The organism is Candidatus Binataceae bacterium (assembly GCA_035294265.1).
Lineage (GTDB): Bacteria > Desulfobacterota > Binatia > Binatales > Binataceae > DATGLK01.
On sequence record DATGLK010000093.1, the window covers coordinates 1 to 21,709 of the forward strand.

At 60.7% G+C, this 21,709-nt stretch carries 22 protein-coding genes; 3 read left to right on the top strand and 19 right to left on the bottom strand.

Features of this window, described 5'->3' with window-relative positions:
• The coding region (locus VKV28_14250) for a VanZ family protein (protein ID HLH77960.1) at window positions 1-216 on the bottom strand (216 nt) is incomplete at its 3' end.
• Window positions 217-383: 167 nt separating this feature from the next.
• Between VKV28_14250 and VKV28_14255 the strand changes: the two genes are divergently transcribed.
• Window positions 384-920: a hypothetical protein gene (locus tag VKV28_14255; GenBank protein HLH77961.1), complete on the top strand. Its 537-nt coding sequence runs from the start codon at window positions 384-386 to the stop codon at window positions 918-920.
• Window positions 921-1,325: 405 nt separating this feature from the next.
• Here the strand turns inward: VKV28_14255 and VKV28_14260 are convergent, their stop codons facing one another.
• The 9 genes from VKV28_14260 to VKV28_14300 all read right to left on the bottom strand — a co-directional run bounded on the left by VKV28_14260 (window position 1,326) and on the right by VKV28_14300 (window position 12,056).
• Window positions 1,326-3,128: a DUF1302 family protein gene (locus VKV28_14260; GenBank protein HLH77962.1), complete on the bottom strand. Its 1,803-nt coding sequence runs from the start codon at window positions 3,126-3,128 to the stop codon at window positions 1,326-1,328.
• 353 nt (window positions 3,129-3,481) lie between these two features.
• Complete coding sequence (locus tag VKV28_14265) at window positions 3,482-4,486, bottom strand: YCF48-related protein (GenBank protein HLH77963.1); 1,005 nt, start codon at window positions 4,484-4,486, stop codon at window positions 3,482-3,484.
• Window positions 4,487-4,963: 477 nt separating this feature from the next.
• The gene (locus VKV28_14270; GenBank protein ID HLH77964.1) at window positions 4,964-5,146 is read right to left on the bottom strand and encodes a hypothetical protein; all 183 of its coding nucleotides are present in this window, start codon (window positions 5,144-5,146) and stop codon (window positions 4,964-4,966) included.
• Between the two features lie 152 nt (window positions 5,147-5,298).
• On the bottom strand, window positions 5,299-6,729 hold the full coding sequence (locus VKV28_14275; protein HLH77965.1) for a SpoVR family protein: 1,431 nt from the start codon (window positions 6,727-6,729) through the stop codon (window positions 5,299-5,301).
• Window positions 6,730-6,749: 20 nt separating this feature from the next.
• Window positions 6,750-7,967: a sporulation protein YhbH gene (yhbH, locus tag VKV28_14280; GenBank protein HLH77966.1), complete on the bottom strand. Its 1,218-nt coding sequence runs from the start codon at window positions 7,965-7,967 to the stop codon at window positions 6,750-6,752.
• A gap of 187 nt (window positions 7,968-8,154) precedes the next feature.
• Window positions 8,155-10,089: a hypothetical protein gene (locus VKV28_14285; GenBank protein ID HLH77967.1), complete on the bottom strand. Its 1,935-nt coding sequence runs from the start codon at window positions 10,087-10,089 to the stop codon at window positions 8,155-8,157.
• Window positions 10,090-10,268: 179 nt separating this feature from the next.
• Window positions 10,269-11,156 (bottom strand): MBL fold metallo-hydrolase, encoded by an 888-nt coding sequence (locus VKV28_14290; protein HLH77968.1) that lies wholly within the window; start codon window positions 11,154-11,156, stop codon window positions 10,269-10,271.
• A gap of 59 nt (window positions 11,157-11,215) precedes the next feature.
• On the bottom strand, window positions 11,216-11,665 hold the full coding sequence (locus VKV28_14295; GenBank protein ID HLH77969.1) for a hypothetical protein: 450 nt from the start codon (window positions 11,663-11,665) through the stop codon (window positions 11,216-11,218).
• Between the two features lie 148 nt (window positions 11,666-11,813).
• Entirely contained in the window at window positions 11,814-12,056 is a 243-nt protein-coding gene (locus tag VKV28_14300; protein ID HLH77970.1) for a hypothetical protein, read from the bottom strand.
• A 514-nt stretch (window positions 12,057-12,570) separates the two neighbouring features.
• Between VKV28_14300 and VKV28_14305 the strand changes: the two genes are divergently transcribed.
• Both VKV28_14305 and VKV28_14310 read left to right on the top strand, forming a co-directional pair.
• A complete protein-coding gene (locus VKV28_14305) occupies window positions 12,571-13,116 on the top strand; it encodes a hypothetical protein (GenBank protein ID HLH77971.1) in 546 nt (181 codons plus the stop codon).
• Between the two features lie 120 nt (window positions 13,117-13,236).
• Window positions 13,237-14,010, top strand: coding sequence for an enoyl-CoA hydratase/isomerase family protein (locus VKV28_14310; GenBank protein ID HLH77972.1), 774 nt, complete (start codon window positions 13,237-13,239; stop codon window positions 14,008-14,010).
• 23 nt (window positions 14,011-14,033) lie between these two features.
• Here VKV28_14310 and VKV28_14315 read toward each other — a convergent pair whose 3' ends face one another.
• From VKV28_14315 to VKV28_14355, 9 genes are all read right to left on the bottom strand, one after another.
• Window positions 14,034-15,671 (bottom strand): alkaline phosphatase family protein, encoded by a 1,638-nt coding sequence (locus tag VKV28_14315; GenBank protein HLH77973.1) that lies wholly within the window; start codon window positions 15,669-15,671, stop codon window positions 14,034-14,036.
• A gap of 254 nt (window positions 15,672-15,925) precedes the next feature.
• A complete protein-coding gene (locus VKV28_14320; protein ID HLH77974.1) occupies window positions 15,926-16,624 on the bottom strand; it encodes an MBL fold metallo-hydrolase in 699 nt (232 codons plus the stop codon).
• Window positions 16,625-17,257, bottom strand: coding sequence for a cob(I)yrinic acid a,c-diamide adenosyltransferase (locus VKV28_14325; protein ID HLH77975.1), 633 nt, complete (start codon window positions 17,255-17,257; stop codon window positions 16,625-16,627).
• 3 nt (window positions 17,258-17,260) lie between these two features.
• Window positions 17,261-17,704: a rhodanese-like domain-containing protein gene (locus VKV28_14330; GenBank protein ID HLH77976.1), complete on the bottom strand. Its 444-nt coding sequence runs from the start codon at window positions 17,702-17,704 to the stop codon at window positions 17,261-17,263.
• Between the two features lie 153 nt (window positions 17,705-17,857).
• Entirely contained in the window at window positions 17,858-18,367 is a 510-nt protein-coding gene (locus VKV28_14335; GenBank protein HLH77977.1) for a nitroreductase family protein, read from the bottom strand.
• A gap of 87 nt (window positions 18,368-18,454) precedes the next feature.
• Window positions 18,455-18,784: a hypothetical protein gene (locus VKV28_14340; GenBank protein ID HLH77978.1), complete on the bottom strand. Its 330-nt coding sequence runs from the start codon at window positions 18,782-18,784 to the stop codon at window positions 18,455-18,457.
• Window positions 18,774-19,652, bottom strand: a complete 879-nt coding sequence (locus tag VKV28_14345; GenBank protein HLH77979.1) for a YiiX/YebB-like N1pC/P60 family cysteine hydrolase — start codon at window positions 19,650-19,652, stop codon at window positions 18,774-18,776. Before VKV28_14345 ends, VKV28_14340 begins: the two co-directional genes overlap by 11 nt.
• A gap of 88 nt (window positions 19,653-19,740) precedes the next feature.
• The gene (locus VKV28_14350; protein HLH77980.1) at window positions 19,741-20,766 is read right to left on the bottom strand and encodes a DUF1573 domain-containing protein; all 1,026 of its coding nucleotides are present in this window, start codon (window positions 20,764-20,766) and stop codon (window positions 19,741-19,743) included.
• Window positions 20,763-21,709: carbamoyl phosphate synthase (locus tag VKV28_14355; protein HLH77981.1), on the bottom strand; the 947-nt coding region annotated here is incomplete at its 5' end. The genes VKV28_14355 and VKV28_14350, both read right to left, overlap by 4 nt.

Sequence of the window (21,709 nt, forward strand, 5' to 3'; positions counted from 1 at the left end):
TAGAAATAAGACGCTGTACTCGGTGAAATGGGCTAGCTTACGCACCAGAAACCCCCCGCTCTGCAAGGTCGCGGCACTGGCACCCGGAAAAATCCAGCTCAGTATCGGCACTATCCATCGCGAAGTGTTTTCGGCCGTAAAGAGCGAAGTCGAGGCGGTGAAAATCACCAAGCACCAGATCACTACCGGCAACCACAACTTAAGCTTTGGGTTCACGCTCACCTCCACGGGACATCTACGATCAATTGTAGCCTGCCCTCGGCACCGGCGCGAGGATCGGCCTGATGCCCAACGCCAAGCCTTGATCGAACGGAACGCGTTTGTTCTAATCAAACCGAATCGGCCTTAGCCCGAATCGTCAACATGGGAGGTCAGGGAGAGCTGTGGCAAGCATTTTTCATCGTCTCGCTGCCGTATCTCGGCCCCCAGTGATTGTCCGCTTGGCGCTGGCCAGCCTGACCTTGGTTGCGGCCTGCGCCACGGCGCCGCAGGACCCGCCTGAAGTGGACATCACACCGATGGAGACCACTTCCCGCCCCGCCAAGGGACCCGATTGCGCCATGCCCTTGCTCTACAACGAACCGACGGCCGCATTTCGCAAGATCGCAATCGTCGAAGGCTGGGGCAACATTAATATGTCGCGCACCGATCTCCTGCAGCTAATACGCAAAAAAGCTTGTGAAACCGGCGCCGACGCGGTGCTGGTGCTACAGGGCGGCAAGCAAAAGAACAACAAGTTAGTCTATGGCGTAACCCCCAACCGCGGAAGCGAAGCGACAACCTCGGGCGACATTCAGTACGCGGGCAATCCCGATTCCTACTTGGACGAGATGGAGCGGGTGCCAGATGTGGGCGAAGTCGGCCATCCCGGAACCTACATCGATACCGTAGCCATCGTCTACACCAAGGCCGAGCACTAGCTCCTCATATCCGCCTTAGCGGCCAGCGCATGCAGTGCTCGACTCACCTAGCACTTTCGTCTCGGCTTCGTCTAGCCCTTTGAACTATCGGAGGCTCACTCCAGCCGAAAGGCTCCCATCCTAACCCTTCCTGCGCGAACGTCGCCGGCAAGGGACACGAAAGCTTCACGATTTACCTCGCCGCAGCGTGACGGCCAGTGACTGGTTGCCAGCACACGTCAGCGCTCGTGACGCCTTCTTCTCCTTGGAAAGAAAAGGGGCAGGGGGAGGTTCCGACTTTGAATCAGCGCTCAAACTGCCGAATGAAGCCGCGCAGCGATTTCTAGCCCGCAGATTCTCAAAAGGAAAAGGGGCGAGGCAGCATCGGCCGCCCCGCCCCTTTAGTTAATCAACCTTACCCCGACTTTAAATCAGGGAGAAGTTGTACTGGAAGGTGAAGATCAACATCGAGTACCCCTTGAACGCGCCACCGTCGCGGCCCGCCTGGTTGGTACCCATGATCTCGATCCACTTCACGTTCATGAAGTACTTGTTGGTCCACGGCGGCGTCAAGGTGATGTTCGGGAAGAGTAGCCAGGTGTTACCGTCGGGGTTCCAAGACATGGTCCAAGTCGGAGCGATCGCGCCCCACCACCAGCTATCCGCGATGTTGACCGAAGCGCCGATATCGTTGTGGTAGATCCGCTGCAAGCTGGGATTGTAGATCATGTTGTGGCTATAGCTGAGAATCGTGGTGCCGTCGATTTCGTAGTTCATCGTCAGCGCCCCGGTCTCGCTGGCCCAAGGAGCATAGGCGGAGTCAAGGTCCAGTCCCAGGATCCAGTATACCGTGTCCGAATAGGTGATGCCGTCAGGCGCACCCACTCCAGTGTTCCAGTTGGTGAAATAGGTGCCTGGAATAGCTAGCGTGTCGTACGGCTCGTGGTTCTTGTACATCGCTTCGAAGCGGATTACGAAGGGCAGCGTCGACAGTTGTCCCGGCAGATAGATGGGCTTGTTGTCGGTCATCCCGGCGCCCTGATACTGTTCGAAGATGCTGTTGATCCGCTGCTGATAGACATGCCCCGGAACGGTCACGGCGTACTGATTGGTCAGCTGGTAGACCGAACCAAGCTCGTGTCCCCATGCGTACACCGCCGTGATCTCGTTGTCGTAAACCAGGGTGTGCAGCCGAATGAAAACCTGGCTGTTACCCCAAGTGGCATTCGGAATCTTGATATATGGCTGCGTATTGGGCGTATACATCCCAGGACCGCCCGGAGCAAAGGTCGAACCCACGGGGCCGTCCTGGAAACGCACCAGCGGCCATGAACTGGCTAAGGTACCGCGCGGCCCGGTCGGGCTGCCTTGCGGGCCCACCAGCGTGCGAGGATCCGAACGCGGCGAGAAGCGGCCACCCTCGGGATTTTGCGCGCCCAGATTTACGCGGCCCGCGATTGCGTCGAGGCCGTCGTACTGGTCGTTGGCATAATCGACGTGGTTATACATGTAGTCGAAGCCAGGCGCGTAAACCAACTCCACGAAGTTCGCGGCGAACGGCCCAATCTGGGGCAGATTGAGCACCGGATGGACCATCCAGATCGGGGTGCGCGAGTCTTCCAAGTTGGCAAAGCCGAAGGCGTAGCTGGTATCAACCGGGTTGACGACATCGGTGGCGCGGAAGGCGACCGACTCGCCCCAGACCACCAACTGGCGGCCGATGAACAACTGCAGCGGGCCCTGGCGATGCTTCCAGAAGAATTCGCGCGGTACTTCGTAGTCGTTGTAGAAATCGGAGTTACAAGCACCGGTTGGACGAGCAGGGACAGTGTGTTGGCCGATCGTGTGGATGGGAAAGGCACCTTCGACGCAGTTCAGCGACTCGGCCGGGTAAGGCGGCTCGTAAACGCCCCACAGACGCAGGAAGAGCTGATCATTTTCAGTTGGATTGTCGTTGATATCAAGCTGGACCCAACTGCGCTGGGTAGCCAGCGAGTTTTTGGACTTGCGCCACTCAACCGCCTCGGAATCGATAAACGGGCCGGACTGATCCTGCAGGAAGCCCGTAACCGACAAAGTGCGCAGCGCCGCCGGTTCGTTGGCATTCGCAGTCCCCGCTCCGCCCACCATGCTCTGGGCCCGTGAGAGGCCGGGAGACACTGCCACCATCGCCAGCGCCGCTAGCGCCGTCAGCGCCAGCGGCATCCGCCATTCCAATCTGTTTCTCATAGTCATTACCCCTGCTTTACCCGCGAGATGAATGTCGTGACTGTGAGCCACCCCAGGTCCCCACCCTGGCGAGCGGCCTGTGTGCGCCGCGCGAGCGTTTGACGCCGCTGCGCCAGCGCCAGCCAACCCCTTCTCCAGCACTCTGTTAGCGCCGGTCTCCCCGTTGGTTTGTTCTTCAACCCCTCGCATTAACCATCCCCTCAACCACCAACCGTCCGTTTTTAGCGTCCCCACCTCGCCAGAACGGATTGTTGCATGCTCTTATCGAACTGCGCGGAACATTGCAAGCGAAATTGGCTTAATTTTCTTTGCCTCGCCAAAACTCTTCGGCCTTCGCCTGACGCTCGGCAGCCCTAGCGCTTTTGGCTCATCGATTGCCAATGGGCACCGCCGTCGGCGCTGTAAACCACAGTCCCGTTGAGCCCCACTGCCAACTCGTCGTTACCCCGAATTGCGACATCGGCGATATCGTTGAAAGTCGGATTGATGACCGGCCACGTCGTGCTCTGCTGGTCCAGCTTGGCATGGATGAAGGTGCCTTCGGCCCCCGCCATCCAGAGCGATTGTGGCGACTGCTCCGCGGTCACGTACATCGCCCGATCCACCGGCAACTTGGTGGACTGCCACTTCTGCCCGCCGTCATTGGTGGCATCGACCATCCCGTTAAGCCCCACCACGTAGCCATTTTGAGGGCTCACGAAATCCACCGCGAACCAGGGCCCAAGTTGAAACAATTTCTCGTTGCCGCCCGCCTGCACCTGCCAAGTCTGGCCCGCGTCGGTGGTGTGCAGGATGGTCTCGAATTCTCCCACTGTCCATCCTTCGCCGCCGCTGGTCACAAAAACGTCAAAAAAGGTTAAATCCTGAAAGCGCTTGGTAACCCAGGTGTGGCCGCCATCCTGGGTATGCAGCAGCGAGCCTTCGCTCCCCACCGCGATCGCTCGCTGGCTGTCGATGATACCGACCTTCAGCAAACGGTCATGCCCCTTAGAGTCCTGCCGAGTCCAGGTGTTGCCACCGTCGCCGCTAAAAAAAATGATCCCGTCCTCGCCTACCGCCCAGGCCTGTTTCTCATCCGGACTGAAGCGCAAGCTGTAGATGTCGCGGTCCACGATCGAGCGCCGATGCCAGGTTTCGCCATGATCGGCGCTGGTCAGAATTAGGCCCCGGTTGCCGGCAATTACCCAGCTGCCATCCTGCTTGATGGTGGCGCTGAACAACGATTCCCAGGGGCGTGGCCCCATCGTTTCCTGCGACCGAATCAAGCCCTGCACGGGAGGATGGGTGCAGGCCTCCAACATCAGCCCCATAACCAGGGCAAGAGCCAAACTCCAAGCCAGACTTTTGCTAATTTTCACGAATCCTCACTTCTTTCTGCAACAGCAGGCAGCGTTATGCGCAAACCATAAGCCATTTGCGCGTCGCGCGGAAGACTTGTGTCGGCGTTTAGCGAAAAAGCGCCCGCACGTCAAGGCCGGTTGGCTTCAGCGCGCACCGCCAAGCCGCCGCCACGGGTCCGGACATGGTCCCGCTGTCCGTGGACGGCTACAGCGTATCGGCTCTTGCCGCTCTCACGACCTGCGCCGGTCACGGCCTACCTATGCGCGCAACGATCGAATGGCACAGCGTGCATCGCATCCGAGCTAGAGGTCCAAGCGCACGCGAGCGAGGCCGCCAGCTCGCCATTTCGCAGGGCGCACGAACCGCCAAATCGGCGAGTGGGGCAGTTGCGGGGGGCGGGACTGCTCCCGCCTGTGGTCAGAGCACAGAGGCAAAAAAAGAGCGGCCGCTTTGGCGGTCGCCCCTTTTGTCCCAAAGACCCCTCACGGGGCCGTTTAATGCTTGGTCTCGATCCGTTTGCCGTAGGTCACTTCGCCCTTGTCAACGCGCAGGCTGAAGCCGCACTCTGGATTGGTGCAAACCCACGCTTTAAAGATAACCGAAGCGCCTTCCTGGCCGTAGTCCGAAAGTGGGATGAGTGCCCCATTGTTGCACTTCTGGCACTTCGGCAACTCCATCGTCCGCGCCCTCCTTCATGCCGTTCCTCTGCCCGGCCCGTCCCAAGATTATACAACCATTGCTTGAGAATCAACGAATGACGGCGGAGGTGGTGACTGGCGCGAGCCGGCGTACTACCTTCGCATCGCGGGGGCAGAAGCAGACAGCAGTGCTACTTCAGGGCCTTGGCCGAAAAGCCCCGATCATTGAAACATAAAAGGCTGCGTTTGCCCTGCACGATAGTTTCCAGCACGCATTCCCTGCCCCACAAACGATGGAGGTAGCCCAGGGTCTTTTCCGCGTACTCCAGGTACAGGTCGCGCCCGTCGTGATAGTGGCGCAAATAGAGCGTGCGGTTTTGCCCGAAATCGGCGTCTTCAACCTTGATGACCGGGATTGCGTTGGTGCCGATGTTGCGGATCAAGTTCTCCTTCACCGTCCGCCACCCCTCGCTGTCGGAAACCTTGCTTACCACCAGTTCCTCCCCGCGCGGCTCGTACTGAAACAGATCCATCTGGCGCATCAGATCTTCGGTCAGGTAGCGACGTATGAAGGAGGTATCGCGCTCGACCTCGCGAGCCTCGAACAGCTTCTCTTCGCCGCTCTTGAGCGGAGGACCGTCGCGCTCAATCTCCTCGGCGGTGGGCGCGGTGTGACGACGGTAAAGATCTTCCCAAATTTTCAACCCCAAATGATAAGGGTTGAGTTGGCCGGGAATCGGCCGGACCACTTGGTTGTGACGCACGATGAACTCCAAGCGCATTCCTTGATCTAGATCCAAGGATTCCAGAATGCGCTTGTGCCAGTAGCTGGCCCATCCCTCGTTCATGATCTTGGTCTCGATCATGGGGATGAAATACTTGGCTTCTTCGTCCACGATGGTTAGCAGGTCGCGCTCCCATTCGGCGAGGAACGGATTGTAGTCGCGCAGGAACAGCAGTAAATCCTCCTCGGGCTCGTAGGGTACCCGGTGCAAATTGGGTTCGGTCCAGGGCTGGCGAGCGTGAATCTTCTTGTAGGGGTCCTCGGGCGGCCGCGCCTGCTCCAGGGCGCGATCGAGCTGCTCCTTCTGACTGAGTTTGCGAATCGCCAGGTTGCGCCGGCGCTGCAGCGAGAGCGCATGGGCGGCATCCAGGATGCGCTCGACCTTTTCGATCCCGATCGAGGGATCCTCCACGTAGCGCCGCACCCGCAGGGCGTGGGCCTTGAAGACCTCGATCGTGTATTGGGCGCGGGTGGTCTGATAGACGAAGTTGCGCTTGAAGAAATCGTTGTGTCCATATACGTGCGCGATGGTGAGGACCTGCAACAGCAGGCTGTTGTCGCGCATCAGGTAGGCCAGCGCCGGATTGGAGTTGATCACCATCTCATAGGGCAGGCCGCTGACCCCATGATCATACAGGGTCTTGAGCTTCTCGTAGGACTTGCCGTAGGACCAATGGGGATAATGGGAGGGCATCCCGGAGTAGGCCATGTAACCCAGCATCCCGTTGTGATCGCACAGCTCGAATTCCTGGGGATAGCAGTCCAGACCGAACTCGGCCACCTTTTCGCGAATTCGGACGTCCCAATCGACCAGCTCCTGAAGCTCGAAGTTAGCCATTCAAACCCCCGCCAAGCCGCTTACTGGATCCGCTCCTTGGCCAAGAAGGCCTTGAAGACCGGCCAGATGTCCTCTTTGCGCTCGATCAGCACGGTCTGAAAGTTGGGTGCCTCCAGCCGCCGAAACACGTTGAGCATGGAGGATTCATAGTAGCGCGAGCCCAGCGGCTTGATCTCGCCATAACCAAACAGGTTGCAAACCTCGGTCAACTCCTTGGCCGCGCGCAAAGCCGCGGGATTGTCGGAATCGAAATTGTCGCCGTCCGAGCAATGGAAGGCATAGATATTCCACAACGACGGATGATAGCGCTCGCGAATTATCTCCAACGCCTTCAGATAGCCCGAGGAAATGAAGGTCCCTCCCGACTCGCCTTTGTGGAAAAACTCCTCCTCGGTGACCTCGTTGGCCTCAGTATGATGAGCGATGAAGACGATCTCGACATTACGGTAACGGGTCGAGATGAATTGGTACAGCAGGAAGAAAAAGCTGCGGCCCAAATACTTTTTCATCGTATCCATCGAGCCCGAAGTATCCATGATGCACAGCACCACGGCGTTGGACTCTTTGCGCATTTCGGCTTCCACGTGGCGGTACTTGAGGTCGTCATCGTGGAAGGGAAAGCGCCGCTCGTCCTCCTCAGGCGCTGGCGTCTGGCCGGCCGCGCTCTGCGCGGCCGCGCGCACCCGCCCGCTGGCCAGCATGCGGGTAATGCGCTGCTTGGCGGTGCGTCGCTTGTCCAACCGCACCCGGATTCCGACCTTACGATAGCCTTTGCGCTTGGTGCTGCGCTCGGCCTCGACCTCGCGCATCGCCCGCCGCTCCATGTCGGGGAGCTCGAGATCCTCGAACATGATCTCGATCAGCTCCTCCAGGGTGACGTCGGTCTCGTAATAATCCACTCCCGGCCGATTGCCTGCCTTATCCTCGCCCTCGCCCTGCCCTTCGCGCCCGGTTTTACCCACCACTTGGCCGGGTTGGGTCTCGCCATCACCTTGGCCTACGCCCGGAGCGTTGTCCCCGTAAAGGAAGCGATACTCCTTGATACCGCGCAGCGGGACCTTGATGATGCGGTCGCGGTCTTTGCCGATAATCGATTCTTCGGCGATGATATCGGCAATATTGTCTCGAATCAGTTCGCGAACTTTTTGGCGATGGCGCAGGCGATCGCCAGCGGAGCGGTCCGAGCGCTCCGCATCGGAGGGCCGATACTCACGAAAAATCGCTTCGACCAGCGGCATTGCACTTCTCTCCTTCCAGGCATTATACTCCGCCCTCCCCGCATCCGGCATCAGCGGCTTGCCGCCATTGATAGTCTTCCCCGCCTGCCGTGTGGGAAGGGATCACACGGTCGTCTCCGGGGCGAGAGCAAAGTCACCCCGTGCCATGCCAGGCATGCTCGAAACACCATTCCGGGATTGCGCGCCGTTAGTCCTTCCAGAGATTATTGGCTGCATACTTGAGCACCACGTCCACGCACGACTCGCAGTAGCCGTTGTCCAGCAAATTCTTGACCATGGCGTGGTACTTGTCGGTCTGTTCCTCGTCACGGGTGCGAGCCTTGGTGATGATGCGCGAGATATCGCGTACCGAGGTCATCAGCTTCTTTTCGATCGCTTCCTTGAGTGGTTCATAGCTGCGATAGCTTATCTTCTCACCCCGGCGCGAAGCCGACCACAGGTACGCGATCACCTCTTGACGAAAGCCTTCGGCGGCCGAGCCGATGATCGCTATCTGCTCCTCGATCGATTTCAGGAAGCCCTCGTCCGGAGTCAACTCCTCCTTGGTGTTGCGGTCGCGCACCTTGGTCTTGTTGACGTAGGCTTCGGCATGATCCAGGTAGTTCTGGAATAGTGCTTCGGCCTGCTCCTGGTAGGAGTAAACGAAGGCGCGGGTGATCTCCTTCTCCAGCAGCTCCAAATATTCCTTGTGCAGGGTATCCTGGAGGAATTCGAGGTACTGTTTGCGCGTGTCGTCGGGCAAATCACCTTCCTTGGTCATCTGGATCAGCGACTCGCGCACATTGATCGGGTTGATGCAGTTGCCTAGCACGTTATCGGACAGGGCATTGTCCAGCGCCTTCATGATGAAGCGGGTGGAGATCCCCGACATCCCCTCGCGTTTGGCGTCTTCCTTGAGCTCCTGCACGTCGATCTTCTTGGTCCGTCCCTTCTCGATTACCTCTTCGCCGTTATAAAGCTTGAGCTTGGTCATCAGATCGCACTTGGAGCTAGGCTCCAGGCGCGAGAGCAAGGCGAACATCGAAGCCAATTCCAGAGTATGGGGCGCGACGTGGGCACGGAAGTCGGAGTTGCGGATGATCTTCTGGTAGATCTTGACCTCTTCGGACAGCCGCAGATTGTAGGGCACCTTGACCACCACGATGCGGTCCAGAATGGCTTCGTTGGTGTGGTCGGCCTTGAATTTCTGCCACTCAGCCTCGTTGGAATGAGCCACGATGCAGGTATCGACATAAACCATGCCATGGCGACCCGGCGCCGGGATCACCTTTTCCTGGGTTGCGGTGATCATTGCGTGCAGGTACTCGGTCTCGTTCTTGAACACCTCGATAAACTCGACCAACCCGCGGTTGCCCACGTTGAGCGCGCCGTTGAGCTCCAGCACCCGCGGATCGCCCTCCGAATATTGATCCAGCTTGGAAATATCCTCCGAGCCGATTAGGACCGAGGTGTCCTGGTTGTTGGGATCCACCGGCGGCACAACCCCGATTCCGATCCGGTTGCGCTTGGAGAAGTTGCGGGTTTCCACCGGAAACTCCTCGTAGCGCTGGCCAAATTCCTCCTTGAGCCGGTAGCGACACACCGGACATAAGTCACCCTCGATGTGCACGCCCAGCATCTTCTCGAATTCCTTGCGCAAATGACGCGGAATCAGATGCAGGGGTTCCTCATGCATCGGGCAGCCCTCGATCGAATAAATCGGGCTGGCCTGCTCCAGTCCACGCTGCAAGCGCTCGACCAAAGAGCTTTTGCCCGAACCCACCGGCCCCATCAGATAGAGCACCTGGCGGCTTTCCTCGCCCTTGAGCGAAGCCGAATGGAAGTAGCGCACCAAATGCGCAATGGTCTTTTCGATGCCGAAAAATTCGTCGGCAAAGAAATTAAACACCTTAATCGGCTCGTCCTTGTACAGGCGGCGCGTGCGCGGATCGTCGCTTTGCTGGATGTCGCGCACGCCGCTGGAAATGACAAGGTCGTAGATGCGAGCGTGAGCCAGCTTGGCGAGGGTCGGATCGGCCTTCACCAGGTCCAGATAGTCCAAGAGGGTCCCGCGCCATTGCTGCGAGGCGCGCAGAGCCCGGTCCTCTTTGATGACTCGCTGAAAGGCGCTGTCTTCGACCATTCGCTAACTCCTTGCGTTCGGGGCGTCGGTGATCAAGCGCTGTAAATGTAGGTGCACCCTGTTAGTGGAAGAAAAAAGACCCGGGCTATTTTCGCATAGCCCCACTGAATTATAACGAAGCGGGCGTCGCACAATCAAGCTGATTTTCCAGCCTCCCCGCTCGGTCCGACCCGTCATGCTCAATCCGGCTCTGTCAACGCCGCCTCGTTGACTGCCAAAGTATTGATCAATTGCCATTCCCCGCCCGCCCGCGCTAGTTGCGCGGCGTAGACCCGATCGTCGTGGGCGAAGGATAGCCACCACCGCTGTGCCAGCACCCGTTCCAGCCACTGTGACTTGCGTTCCATGGTGGTCAGCGGATCCAGGTCGTAGGCCTGATTCCACGGCCCCTTCAAATGTGAGCGGGTCGGCACCAGGTCGGCTAAATGAACCAACCCCGCGCCGCCATCGCATAGGGTCACGATCTGATGGTCGCACGTGTGACCACCACTGACCGACGTCGTCAGCCCGGTTATGATCGTGCTTGAACCCGCGAGCAACTCGACGCGCGCGGCCAACGGCTCCAGGCATTCGTTGACATGGCGGTAGGCCGCCCGCAAGCGCGGGTTGGGATGTTCGCGCGCAATCTCGAACTCGCCGCGCTGGATGAAATGGCGGGCGCGCGGGAAAGCCGCACTCCACCCACCGCTAGCGGTTCGCCGGACTACTCCGCCCACATGGTCGAAATGCAGATGGCTCAGCACCACGTGGGTGATATCGCCCGCTTCCAGCCCCAGCGCCGCCAAGCCCTCAAGCAGCCAGCCTTCGCCATGGTCGAAGATGCGCCGCTCCACCTCGCTGAGCCGGTTGCCGATTCCGCAGTCCAACAGGATCGCATCGCGGCCGCGCATGATCAGGGGACAGGTCAGATTGAGGCGCACGCGATTGTGTTGGTCGGGCGGGTGGTGGCGTTGCCACAAGGGACGCGGAACCACCCCGAACATGCAGCCGCCATCGTTGCGCCACAACCCATCGCTCAAGAAGGCGACGCGAAATTCACCGATCGTAATAAGCGGCGGTTGAACCACCCGCGATTTCCTTTTGCGACACCAAGCTTCGCGACCCTGATCCAGCGCTATCGTTCACTTTACGATCCTACCAGCCACAGCCCTAAAGCCAATGCGATCGCTCCCATCAAGGCACAGGCTCCAGCCAGCATCACGGTGCGCCGCAGAGCCCTTTTGGGAAACGCCGCACCACCCCGGCGCACCCCGGCGGCGACGCGCCACAAGCCCCATAAGCCGCCGGCAATCAGCACGAACAGGATAAGCTTGGTAGCCAACACGGCCCGGAAGGTGGTCGAGAAGCGATAATGGCGCACCGCGCCCGCCGCAATCAGGTTGCCGATCCCGGTAATCAGCAGCACCACCGCGCCGGCGCTGGCCAGCCAGTTCAACCCAGGCAGTACGCGGCGCGCGAACTCCTCACCCCCTTCCTCTTCCCCCAGCAGTGCCGCTGCCGCCAGCGCCAGACTTATGCAGGCCAGCACCACCACTGCCCCGCCGATCGCGTGCAACCATAAAACCGCACCCGCCATTCAGCCCCTCCGCCAGCGGCCGCTCGCCCTAAAGCTGCTCCTCATGCTGGCTATCCTGAAGCAAACCGGCTGCGAAGCAAAGGCTGGCGCGCGCCTACCCCGGCTTTGATCGGGCACGGCTTGAGCGCGGCCCGGCGCCTGGAATAACTCAGGACTTCGATCGCTCCAGCCGGTACTGCGTCACCAGGTTGCGCGGAATTGCCCCCTTACCCGAGCCCCGCTCATAAATCGTGCACTTGCCCAACGCCACACGCCGGCATTGCGGACAGATACCGTCAATCGATCCGCCCAAGGGGGAAAACATGGGCTGATGCTGTTTGCACAACAGACACACATAGCTGGGGCGACCCAGTCTGAGCGGCGAGACTTTGGCCTCGCTTCGGCTAGACATTCCCATGACTGTGCTTGGCAACCTGCTCGCCGCCCCAAATCCGCCACGGCCGTGGAGCGATTCGCGGCGCGTTGCGCTGCTCCTCCCGTGGGACTCCCAAGCAAAGGCAATGCCAACGCTTGGTCGCGCCGTGTTCAATCAAAAGCGGGAGCATCCGCTCGTGCCGATGAGCATCGGCAAGCTGCGCAAGAAGCCCTCCGGTCTGCTCCCGTTGGCCCTCCCACTGATCAGGCGAGAAGAAGATCAAGGGATCGAAGCCATTTTTTGCGCGCACCCACCCGCGAGAGCTTGGACCGGCGCCGCCAGAACGGTTTCGCCGCCCGTAATGCCAAAGGTAACGAATGTGGCAAATTTGCAACCATTGCGGCAAAAAACGGGCGCCCAATTGCCACTGATGCCTCCTCGGGCCAGCCGGCGCCTCTTGCCGGCCTTCCTTTGCCGGTCCGGCACGCCGTGGTAGAGATCGCCTACGCCCACTCGGCTTTGCCCAATTTGCTCCCTCAGGAGGCCGCCCATGGCTCGCGTGACCTTGCCCCCAAAAGCTCAGCTCAGCGCCCAACAGCAGCGCCTGTACGACGAGTTCGCCGGCCCGCGCGGCGGCAGCATCCGCGGCCCCTTCGCAATCTGGCTGCACACACCCCCGATCGCCGAGGGCGCTAACAAAATGGCGATGGCGCTGCGGATTAACGGGCAACTGGAAAAACGGCTGTTCGAGTTGGCCGTGCTGCTCGTAATCCGCCGCGGCCTAGCTCAGTTTCCCTGGTTCGTCCATCGCGGCGCAGCCGTGGAAGCCGGTCTGGCGCCCGAGGTGGTCGACGCGATCGAGGCTCGCCGCACGCCGACCTTCGCACGCGAAGACGAACGGGTGATTTATGACCTGGTCAACGAGCTTGTCGAAACCAAAAGCCTGCGCCAAGACAGCTATCAGCGCGGCTTGAACCTCTTGGGCCGTGAGCAGCTGATCGAGCTGGTTACCGTGGTGGGTTACTACACCATGATCACCATGGTGGTGAACAGCTTCGACGTCGATACCCCTGACGGCAGCCGCCCGTTGAGCTAACCCCCGGATAGCTCGGCCTAACGCCCTGGCCAGGGCTGGGAAGTTGCGGTTGGCTGGAGACGACGGGCTTGCCATGCTGGTGGGCAGCACCGGACACCATCACCAGTAGGAGGTAGGGCCGTGGCGGAGACAACGATCAAGGTGGAACAAGGAGCAGCGTGGCTCACCATCACACTGGCACGTCCCGACAAGCACAACGCCATCAACGAGCGCATGCTCGAGGAACTCGACGACACTCTTATGGCGGCCGCCGCCCAACCCGGTCTGCGCGCCCTGCTTTTGCGGGCCGAGGGCAAAAGCTTTTGCGCCGGGATCGATCTCAATCAGGCCCATGTGCTGGAGAGCGCGGCCCCCGGCCAGCGCAACCTTGAAACCGTCTTCCAGCGCTTAGAGCGTTTTCCGCTCCCAACACTCGCCGCGATCAACGGTACCGCCTTGGCCGGTGGCCTGGAACTGGCGCTGCATTGCGATCTGCGTCTGGCCGCGCGCGGCGCCCGCCTGGGGATGACGCTGGCTCGGGTCGGCATCATGCTACCCTTTAGCTTCACCCGCAAGCTGATCGAGGTGTGCGGCGCGCCGGGTGCCGCGCGCCTGCTCTTCACGGCCGAGATTCTCGACAGCGGGCAGGCGCAGGCGATGGGCTTGGTCCACCACGTGGTAGCCGACCAAGAGTTGGAGCAGAGTGCACTGGCCTGGTTGGAAAGCGTGGCGGCCAACGCTCCGCTCTCACTGCGCGCGATGAAAGCCAGCTTGCGCCGCGCCATGAGCGGCGCCTTCCAAGCACCGCACGACGACATCGATCGGCTGATCGAGCAGGTCCAGCACAGCGAGGACGCCCGGGAGGGACCGCGCGCATTTTTGGAAAAGCGCAAACCTAACTGGCAGGGCCGCTGAATTCAGGCGCACCGCCTGCGCCTTCATTGATTCAGCAGGCGCAACGCCAGCGGAGTCACCGCCATCTGAGAGGGCGGTCCGTGCAGCACCGCCTTCACCTCGCGTTCCATGGCCGCACCCGAGCCTCCGATCTGAGCCACAATGAAGGGTACGTAGCTGTCCTGAATACTGGCGCTGCCATGGAAGGACCAATGCCCCTTGGCGGCGAAATAGTAGCGTTTGCTCTGCGGCCGATTGAGCCCCGTGGCGGCGAGCAGAATAATATCGCCGGCGCGATCGCCGTAAGGCCCGGCGCCCAGCCAGCGCATGCGCCGGTTGAGTTCGACCAGGTCGGGTCGCGGATGGTGCTCCAGATAGTCCGGAATCGGCACCAGGCGGCCGCGATCGTAAATCTCAAAAGGGAGTGCATCATGGCCTGCCGCCACTGGCGGGCGCGCAAAGATCAGGTCGATGGCGCCGGCCAGATAGCCATGGCCACGATGGGAAGCGCGATACAGCGCGCGCACCGCTGGCATCACGTCGCGCTCCAGACGAGGCGGCTGGCTCCAATCGCAGCGGGCGCCGGCATCCCGGCAGGTAGCACGGTTGGCCAGGTAGATGTTGGCCATAAAGCCTTGCGAGGCGATCACGGCCTGATAGGTTTGCGCGTCGGCGGCGGGCAGCTTAAGCGTCGGCGGGCGCACGCGAAATCCGCTCGCGGCCAGCACCTGCCAGAGCGAACCGCGAGTGTCCTGCCCCACCCCTAAATCATGGCGCGCGTCGTTGGGCACCGGAGTGTTGCCATGGTCCGCAATCACTATCACGTACGTGTTGGCCGGAGCGCCATCGCGCCGATAGGCGGCTAAAATATGGCCGATCGCCGGATCGGTCACCGTCTCGAGGTAGTTGACCTGCGAGGGCAACGGATTGGGCGAGGCATGAGTGTAGATATCGATTCCGGGAAAATACACGGTCTGCAAAGCTGGAATCCCATGCTGATCCAGCGCCTGCACCGCCTTGCCCACCGATTGCGTATCGATCACTCCGCTGACCGACTGATGGCTGTCCTTGCCATCCATTTCTCCCGCGATAAAGTCCCCGATAAAGTCCACTACCGAAGTGGGCGGCAGAATGGTGTAAACGGTCGCGCCACGATGAACCATCTGCATCGATACGTTGGTGCGCACCGCCAATTGCTCGTACAAGGTCGGCACTTTGAGTTGCTTACCAACCAAGTCATCGATCAGCATCGCGACGAAATCCGCCGAATCGGTCACCGTTATCGGGACCGGTGCGAAAAAACGTAGACTGGAGCGGTCGAACCATTCGTCGCCGGGCAGACCGTTCCACGCGGGCGGTAGGCCGGTGAAAACCGCCGACCAATCGGCCACTGTGCTTGAGGGCATCATGCTTACAGTTTTGGGCACCGAGTAGGCATGAGCGAACAAATCGGCCCCGCGTGGCGGTCCCAGGACCCCCGCCAGGTTGGGCATCTTGCCCGCGCCCAGCGCCGCCATGAGCTGGTCGTGGCCCACCCCATCCAGGGCAAAGATGATCAGGCTGGGCTGACCGGGAGCAGGACGCGGCGGACGCTCCGCCTTGATTTGCTCACCGCCGTTCTTGATCAGCCCGGTCGCCAATTGGCAGGAAACGGCCCCCAGGCCCAAGCTCAGAACAACCACTACTTTCGCGATTAACTTGCACCTGGACCAAGTCAGCCGCATAAAACCTTTTGCACACTCCTCATCGCTGCCAAAGCGGCTTATCAACAGAACGAAAAAGGTGTCGTCAGCACTAAAGGCCAATCCTTGAAGCAAAGCTGGGAAGCAAAGCTGGGGCCACGCTTAAGCGCTGCAATGGCGCCGCTTCGGTACCACGTGCTCGGGCGCGTGAATTGTAACTTTTTCAAGCGGTGGCGGCGAACTGATAGGGCGTATCACTGCGCGCGGGGGACGCCCATTGCCGCGAGAAACTGGGCCAGCGAATCGAAGCGCATATAGGGGTTGGCACGCTTTTCCTCGCCAATAGTGGAACTGGGCTGAGGTGCATAGGCGTGACCGGGATAGACCACGGTGTCGTCGGCCAGGTTGCGCAGGATGTGATTGAGACTGTGATACATCTGGGCCGGATCGGCTCCAGGCAAATCAACCCGCCCGCAGCCGCCGATAAACAGGGTGTCACCGGAGATCAGCTTGCGATCGATCATGAAGCATTGCGAGCCCGGGGTATGCCCGGGAGTGTGGATGAAGGTCAAATTGAGTTCACCCAGCGAGGCAGTGTCGCCGCTCTCCACCGCGACCACGTCGCTGGACGCCAGCCCGGCCAAGCGGCGCACCCAGGGAACTTCGGCCTTGTGCGCATACAGCTTGGCCTTGACCCGGCCAAGGACTTCCACCGCGCCATCGATATGTGTGCCCATGAAATCACCGCCCAGATGGTCGGGATGATAGTGGGTCAGCAAGATGTGGCGCAGCTCATAGCCATCGGCCTGCGCCAAGTCCACCAAGCGTTGAACTTCCCAAGCCGGATCGACGATAGCGGCAACACGGGTCTTTGGATCGCCTATCAGGTAGACATAGTTGGCCATCGGCCCGGCTTCGACCTGGCGGAAATAGATCGGTTGGGGCGTGGCCATCTAATTCTCCCGACCGGACTTGCGAGCCCGGGTATCGATTCGCAAGCCCCGATCCCAGACGAATTCCGCCTCGCCCAAGCGCTTGGCGACCCAACGCGATTGCACGAAGAGATGGTCGCTCAGGCGGTTCAAGTAGATCAGCACCTGCTCGTTGATGCCCTCTTCCGTGTGCTTGAGCGTCCAGCATCTGCGCTCGGCGCGCCGGCAGACCGTGCGGGCCAGATGAAGAAAAGCGTTGAGCTGGCCGCCGCCAGGCAAGGTAAAAGAGGCCAGTTTCTCCAGGCTCTGATTCATGCGATCGATTTCGCGCTCGAGCTGGGTGACCTCCTCGGACCCCATCTGGTGCATCCCGTCGTATTCGCGCCCGGGAGGAGTCGCCAGCTCGCTGCCCAGGTCGAACAGCTCGTTTTGAATGCGCCGCAGCATCTCACCGTACCAGCTCTGCTCCTCACCCAAGCCCGCGCCCCGTTCTATCAATAGTGTGCGCACCACGCCAACCGTGGCGTTGAGCTCATCGACCGTGCCGTAAGCCTCCACCCGCTGGCAGTCCTTGGCCACCCGCACGCCGCCCACCAGCGAGGTCATCCCGCGATCGCCGCCGCGGGTGTAAATCCGGCCAAGCCTAATCGGCATCGTTCAGCCTAAACCGGCCTTAATGCGCATGCTCTGGTAGCCGCACTCATCGACGTCAGTGGACACCGGCAACTCGCTCTCGCGCCAGCCCTTGACCACCACCGCGCCACTGGCGTCGCGCGCCCCCCCGAAGCCACCGCGCACGTTGGCCAAGCGCTGGAAACCGGCTTGCTCAAGTGCTTCGCAGGCCCGCTGCGAGCGGCCGCCGGCCATGCACCCGACGACCAGTTGCTGATCCTTGGACAGAACCTTCTCGGCTACCGCCAGGAACTCGGGATTCGGCTCGGGCTGGCCCGGTCCGCGAAAAATGAATATCGGGATGTTGACCGCGCCGGTGGGATGGCCTTGGGCAAATTCCTCCTCGGTGCGCACGTCAAGGTAAAGCGCCTCGCGATCCTCGGTTAAGATGCGGTAAGCGCGAAAAGGTTCGATCTGTTCGATAGCCATCTTCACTCTCCATTTGATTATGCGAGGTCCTAGCGATACGTCTCCCAAGTAGAATAAATGGAGCGCTCCACGGTTGCGGAAATCGGTACCGGGCAAATCGGGCGGGCCGCCGTGCCAGCAGGACTCGCCCCGCAATTCACTGTTATCTCCCGTTTAGGGTCGAGTCTGGCCAAAGCGTTCGTAACTAATGGTTTCAGCCCGCTTTTTAAGCGGACGACCTTGAGGCGCGCTACTTGGATCGGGGTAACCGATCGGCATGATGGTGAAGATTTTGGCCCCCGGCGGCAGTCCGAGCAATTCGCCGATGCGAGCCTCGTTGTCCACTCCCGGCCGGCAAGTCCCCAACCCCATCGCCCATGCCGCGTTGGCAATATTCTGCACCGCCTGCGCGCAATCCTCGTCACTGAAGCGCCCCTCCAAGGTCTTAAGCACCACGATCGCGGCCGGAACTTCGGCGATAAAGCGACCGTGGGGCGTAAGCGCACCCAACTCGCGCAAGGTCTCGGGCCGGCGCACGATTACGAAGCTCCAGGGCTGGCAGTTCATGGCGCTCATCGCATGGCGCCCCGCCTCGACCAGTTGCTCGAGCTGCTCCAGGCTAACCGGGCGGTTGCTGTACTTGCGCACCACTTTGCGAGTCAAAATCGCTTGCAACGCGTCCATTGATATCCTTTGCGATTAATGTTTGGCGCAACCGCCATGCCGTCGCCGAATGCCCGCTTGGAGGATGGCACGGTCGCGTGTCCACGTTCAGCCGCGCCGGCAAATGGTGAACTGTTCCTCGAACTTCTCCGCCTTCTGTTGGGCGGAAGACAAACGCTGCGTGCGCAAGAAAAATTCCACCAGCTCCTGATGGCCGACCTGACCGCTGGGCCCGATGGCCTCAACCAACTCCTGGATCAGACTAGGAAACCGCTCGCTGGGAATGTAGTAGTGGGCCCAGCCGAAGTTGCAATGGCGCTGGAGGATCTTGGCGAGCGTTTTCTCCAGCGTGGCGCGATTGGCATTGTCCGTCATTCCCATCTGTGCTCCCGCCCGATACGCGGCCGCTTTGCCACACGCCCCTACCTTATCGCTCAAGGCCGCGCTTTTCCAGTGCGTTGCTGCTCTCGGGCTCGGCCCATTGTAGGCGGCGGTAGTCGAACCTTTCGGCCTCGATGAGGTTGAATTTGATCACTTCGAAATAGGGCGACAAGTCGAAATCACGCGGCGTCACCAGCCCCGCTGGCCGACTCTGCAATAACCCGAAGCGGCGCGGGTCAAGCCGGCGCAGAAAACCGCGCGGCCTGACGCTACTGGGCAATTCCAGATATTCGGGCAGGATGGGGTAGCGCACCTTGAGAAAGGCGTTGGCCAGCAGACTGGAACAAATCACCCGGGTCGGCTCGCCGCTACCAAAATCCAGCGCCTGGCGGCGCAGCCGCCGCGGCACCATCGCCACCGGCAAGAAATAGCGTGCCAGGTCGAAGATGTTACGCAGGTCGTAGGTGTCACCGACATGCCCCAACACTTCGTCGAGCACTTGCGCCAGATGGTGGCGGGTCAGGTTGAAGGGACGACAGATGCGGATGTTGAAATCGCGATACTTGACCAGCGGGGCCAAAATCACGCCCTGCTCGACCAGTGCCTCCACCAGCAGATATTCGGCTTCCTCGCCAAAACGTTCCAATAGCACGCCACGTTGCGCGGGATCGCGCCGTAGCACCTCGTCGCCAACATAGAGCGCGGCGTGGGACCAGGAGCTTTGGGTCAGATACTTGACGCATTCGCTGATCCGCTCGTTGCCCTCCACCAGCACGACATCCCCTTTTCGAATGTAACGCTTGAGGTTGGCCAAGTCGTTGGGGATCTTCAGGGTGTAGTTCTTCAGCGGCTTGGTCAGCAGCTTAAGCACCAGCCGCACAAAACTCCGGCGCATTCGCGCCGCCGATTTAAGCCGCAGCGCCATCAGGTCTCCCGACCCAAATATTTTAGTTCAGGAACGCGGCAGTTAACAGCCGGCCGCTTAATGGCAGCGGCCTCGGGCGAGCTGGCGCTCAGCTCTGGTTGGTCTTGAATGACCCTATGATGCCAAAAAACGGTACAGTCAGTTGTGGCTGTTGGGGGTCGTCGGTCTTGATCTGAAGTTGGCCGTGCAATTGCCCGTCCGCCGTGCCCCCGCGCAACGCCAGCGCCAAGCGATATTGCTTACCCGCGGCCAGCGGCTTGGCGCTCACGCTCACCGCCGGATTGGTGCTCGACAGCGCGGTGATCGTCACTGGCCGCGTGCTGTTGTTGACCACCCGCACATAGCGCACCGCGCTTTGCCCGTGCGGCAAAATGCCGAACGACACCTGCGCCGGTTCCACTAGTAAATCGCCCACCACTCGACCGTATACTGGAATTTCGATCGGCTGGTCGTTGGTACTCACCTCGACGGTATCCTCGAACGGGCCCGGAGGCATGTCGCGATTGACCGTCAGCTCCAGCCGCGCCACCACATCGGAGCTCCCTTCTTGACGAGTGACGGCAATGTGCGAGTTGGTGTTGCTCAGCTTGACGATGCTGAATTGGCCGCTCTTACGCAGCCGGCGAATGGCAACCTCGCGCGTAGCCCCAGCCCCCTTACGCAAATCGCCAAAATTGACTTCGTCCGGCACCGCTTCAGCCGCCACCGTGATCGCCCCTTGCATGGTCAGAATCAGGTCGGGAGTGCGCGGATCGTTGCTATAGACGTCGATCTGGCGCGACGCTTTGCCGCGCTCATGGCGAGTATCGAAAGTGGCCAGTATCTGGGTGCTCTCGCCGGGGCGCAAGCGTTTCTTGGCCAACGCGGCAATCGTGCAGCCGCAGGTGCTCTGCACCTGACCGATAACGAGATCGGCCTGCCCCACGTTCTTGATCGTGAAGCTGTGGGCGATCGACGGCCCCTGTGGCACTGAGCCAAAGTCGTACACCGCCTGCGCGGCTTCGATTCGGGGCTGGGCTCCGGAGATCGCCGCCGGTCCACCAGCGGCACCTGCCGTCTGCGGCGCCATCAAACTGAGTAACCAAATCAGCGTCAGCAAAGGAAAAAGTTTCATGCCGGGTGCTGCGCTCCGGTGCGCCGCTTAAGCGGCGGGGCGGGTTTGACTTCCGGCTGAGGCGCGGGCTGCTCACGCTTGGGCTCGAAGCGATCCAGAAAGCGGGTCGAGACTCGGCCCAGGCGAAAATCGGGGTCGTCTAAAATCTTCAGATGAAGCGGAATGTTGGTCTTGATCCCGTCTATCACATACTCGCGCAGGGCGGCCTTGGTGCGCGCAATCGCCAACTCGCGATCTCCAGCATGGACTATCAGCTTGGCCACCATCGGGTCGTAGTGAACCGGAACTTCGTAGCCGTCGTACAAGGCGGTTTCCACCCTAACCCCCAGGCCGCCGGGCGAATGGTGGTTCGAAACCACCCCGGGCGAGGGCAGGTGACTTTCGGGATCCTCGGCGTAGATCCGGCATTCCAACGCCGCGCCGTGCAGCTCGACCTGACGCTGGCGCAGGCGCAGCGGTTCGCCCATCGCCAGGCGCAAGCTTTCCTTGACCAAATCGATCCCGGTAACCATTTCGGTTACTCCGTGCTCGACCTGAATCCGGGTGTTCATCTCGATAAAATAGAATTGGTTATCGGGGGTGAGCAGAAACTCCACCGTGCCCACGTTGGTGTAACCCACGACCTCGGCGGCACGCACCGCGGCCTTGCCCATCTTCTCGCGCAGGCGGGAGCTGAGCACCGGACAAGGGGCCTCTTCAAACACCTTCTGATGGCGGCGCTGGATGGAACAGTCACGCTCGCCCAGGTGGATAGCGTTGCGGCGATTGTCGGCTACGATCTGAAACTCGACGTGGCGGGCCTCGACCAGGTACTTCTCCAGGTACATCTTGCGCGACCCGAAGGCGGCCTCGCTCTCGGCCCGGGCCAGCGGAAACAGCCGCGCCAGTTCGTCGGCATCGCGCGCCACCCGCATCCCCTTGCCGCCGCCGCCGGCCGCCGCCT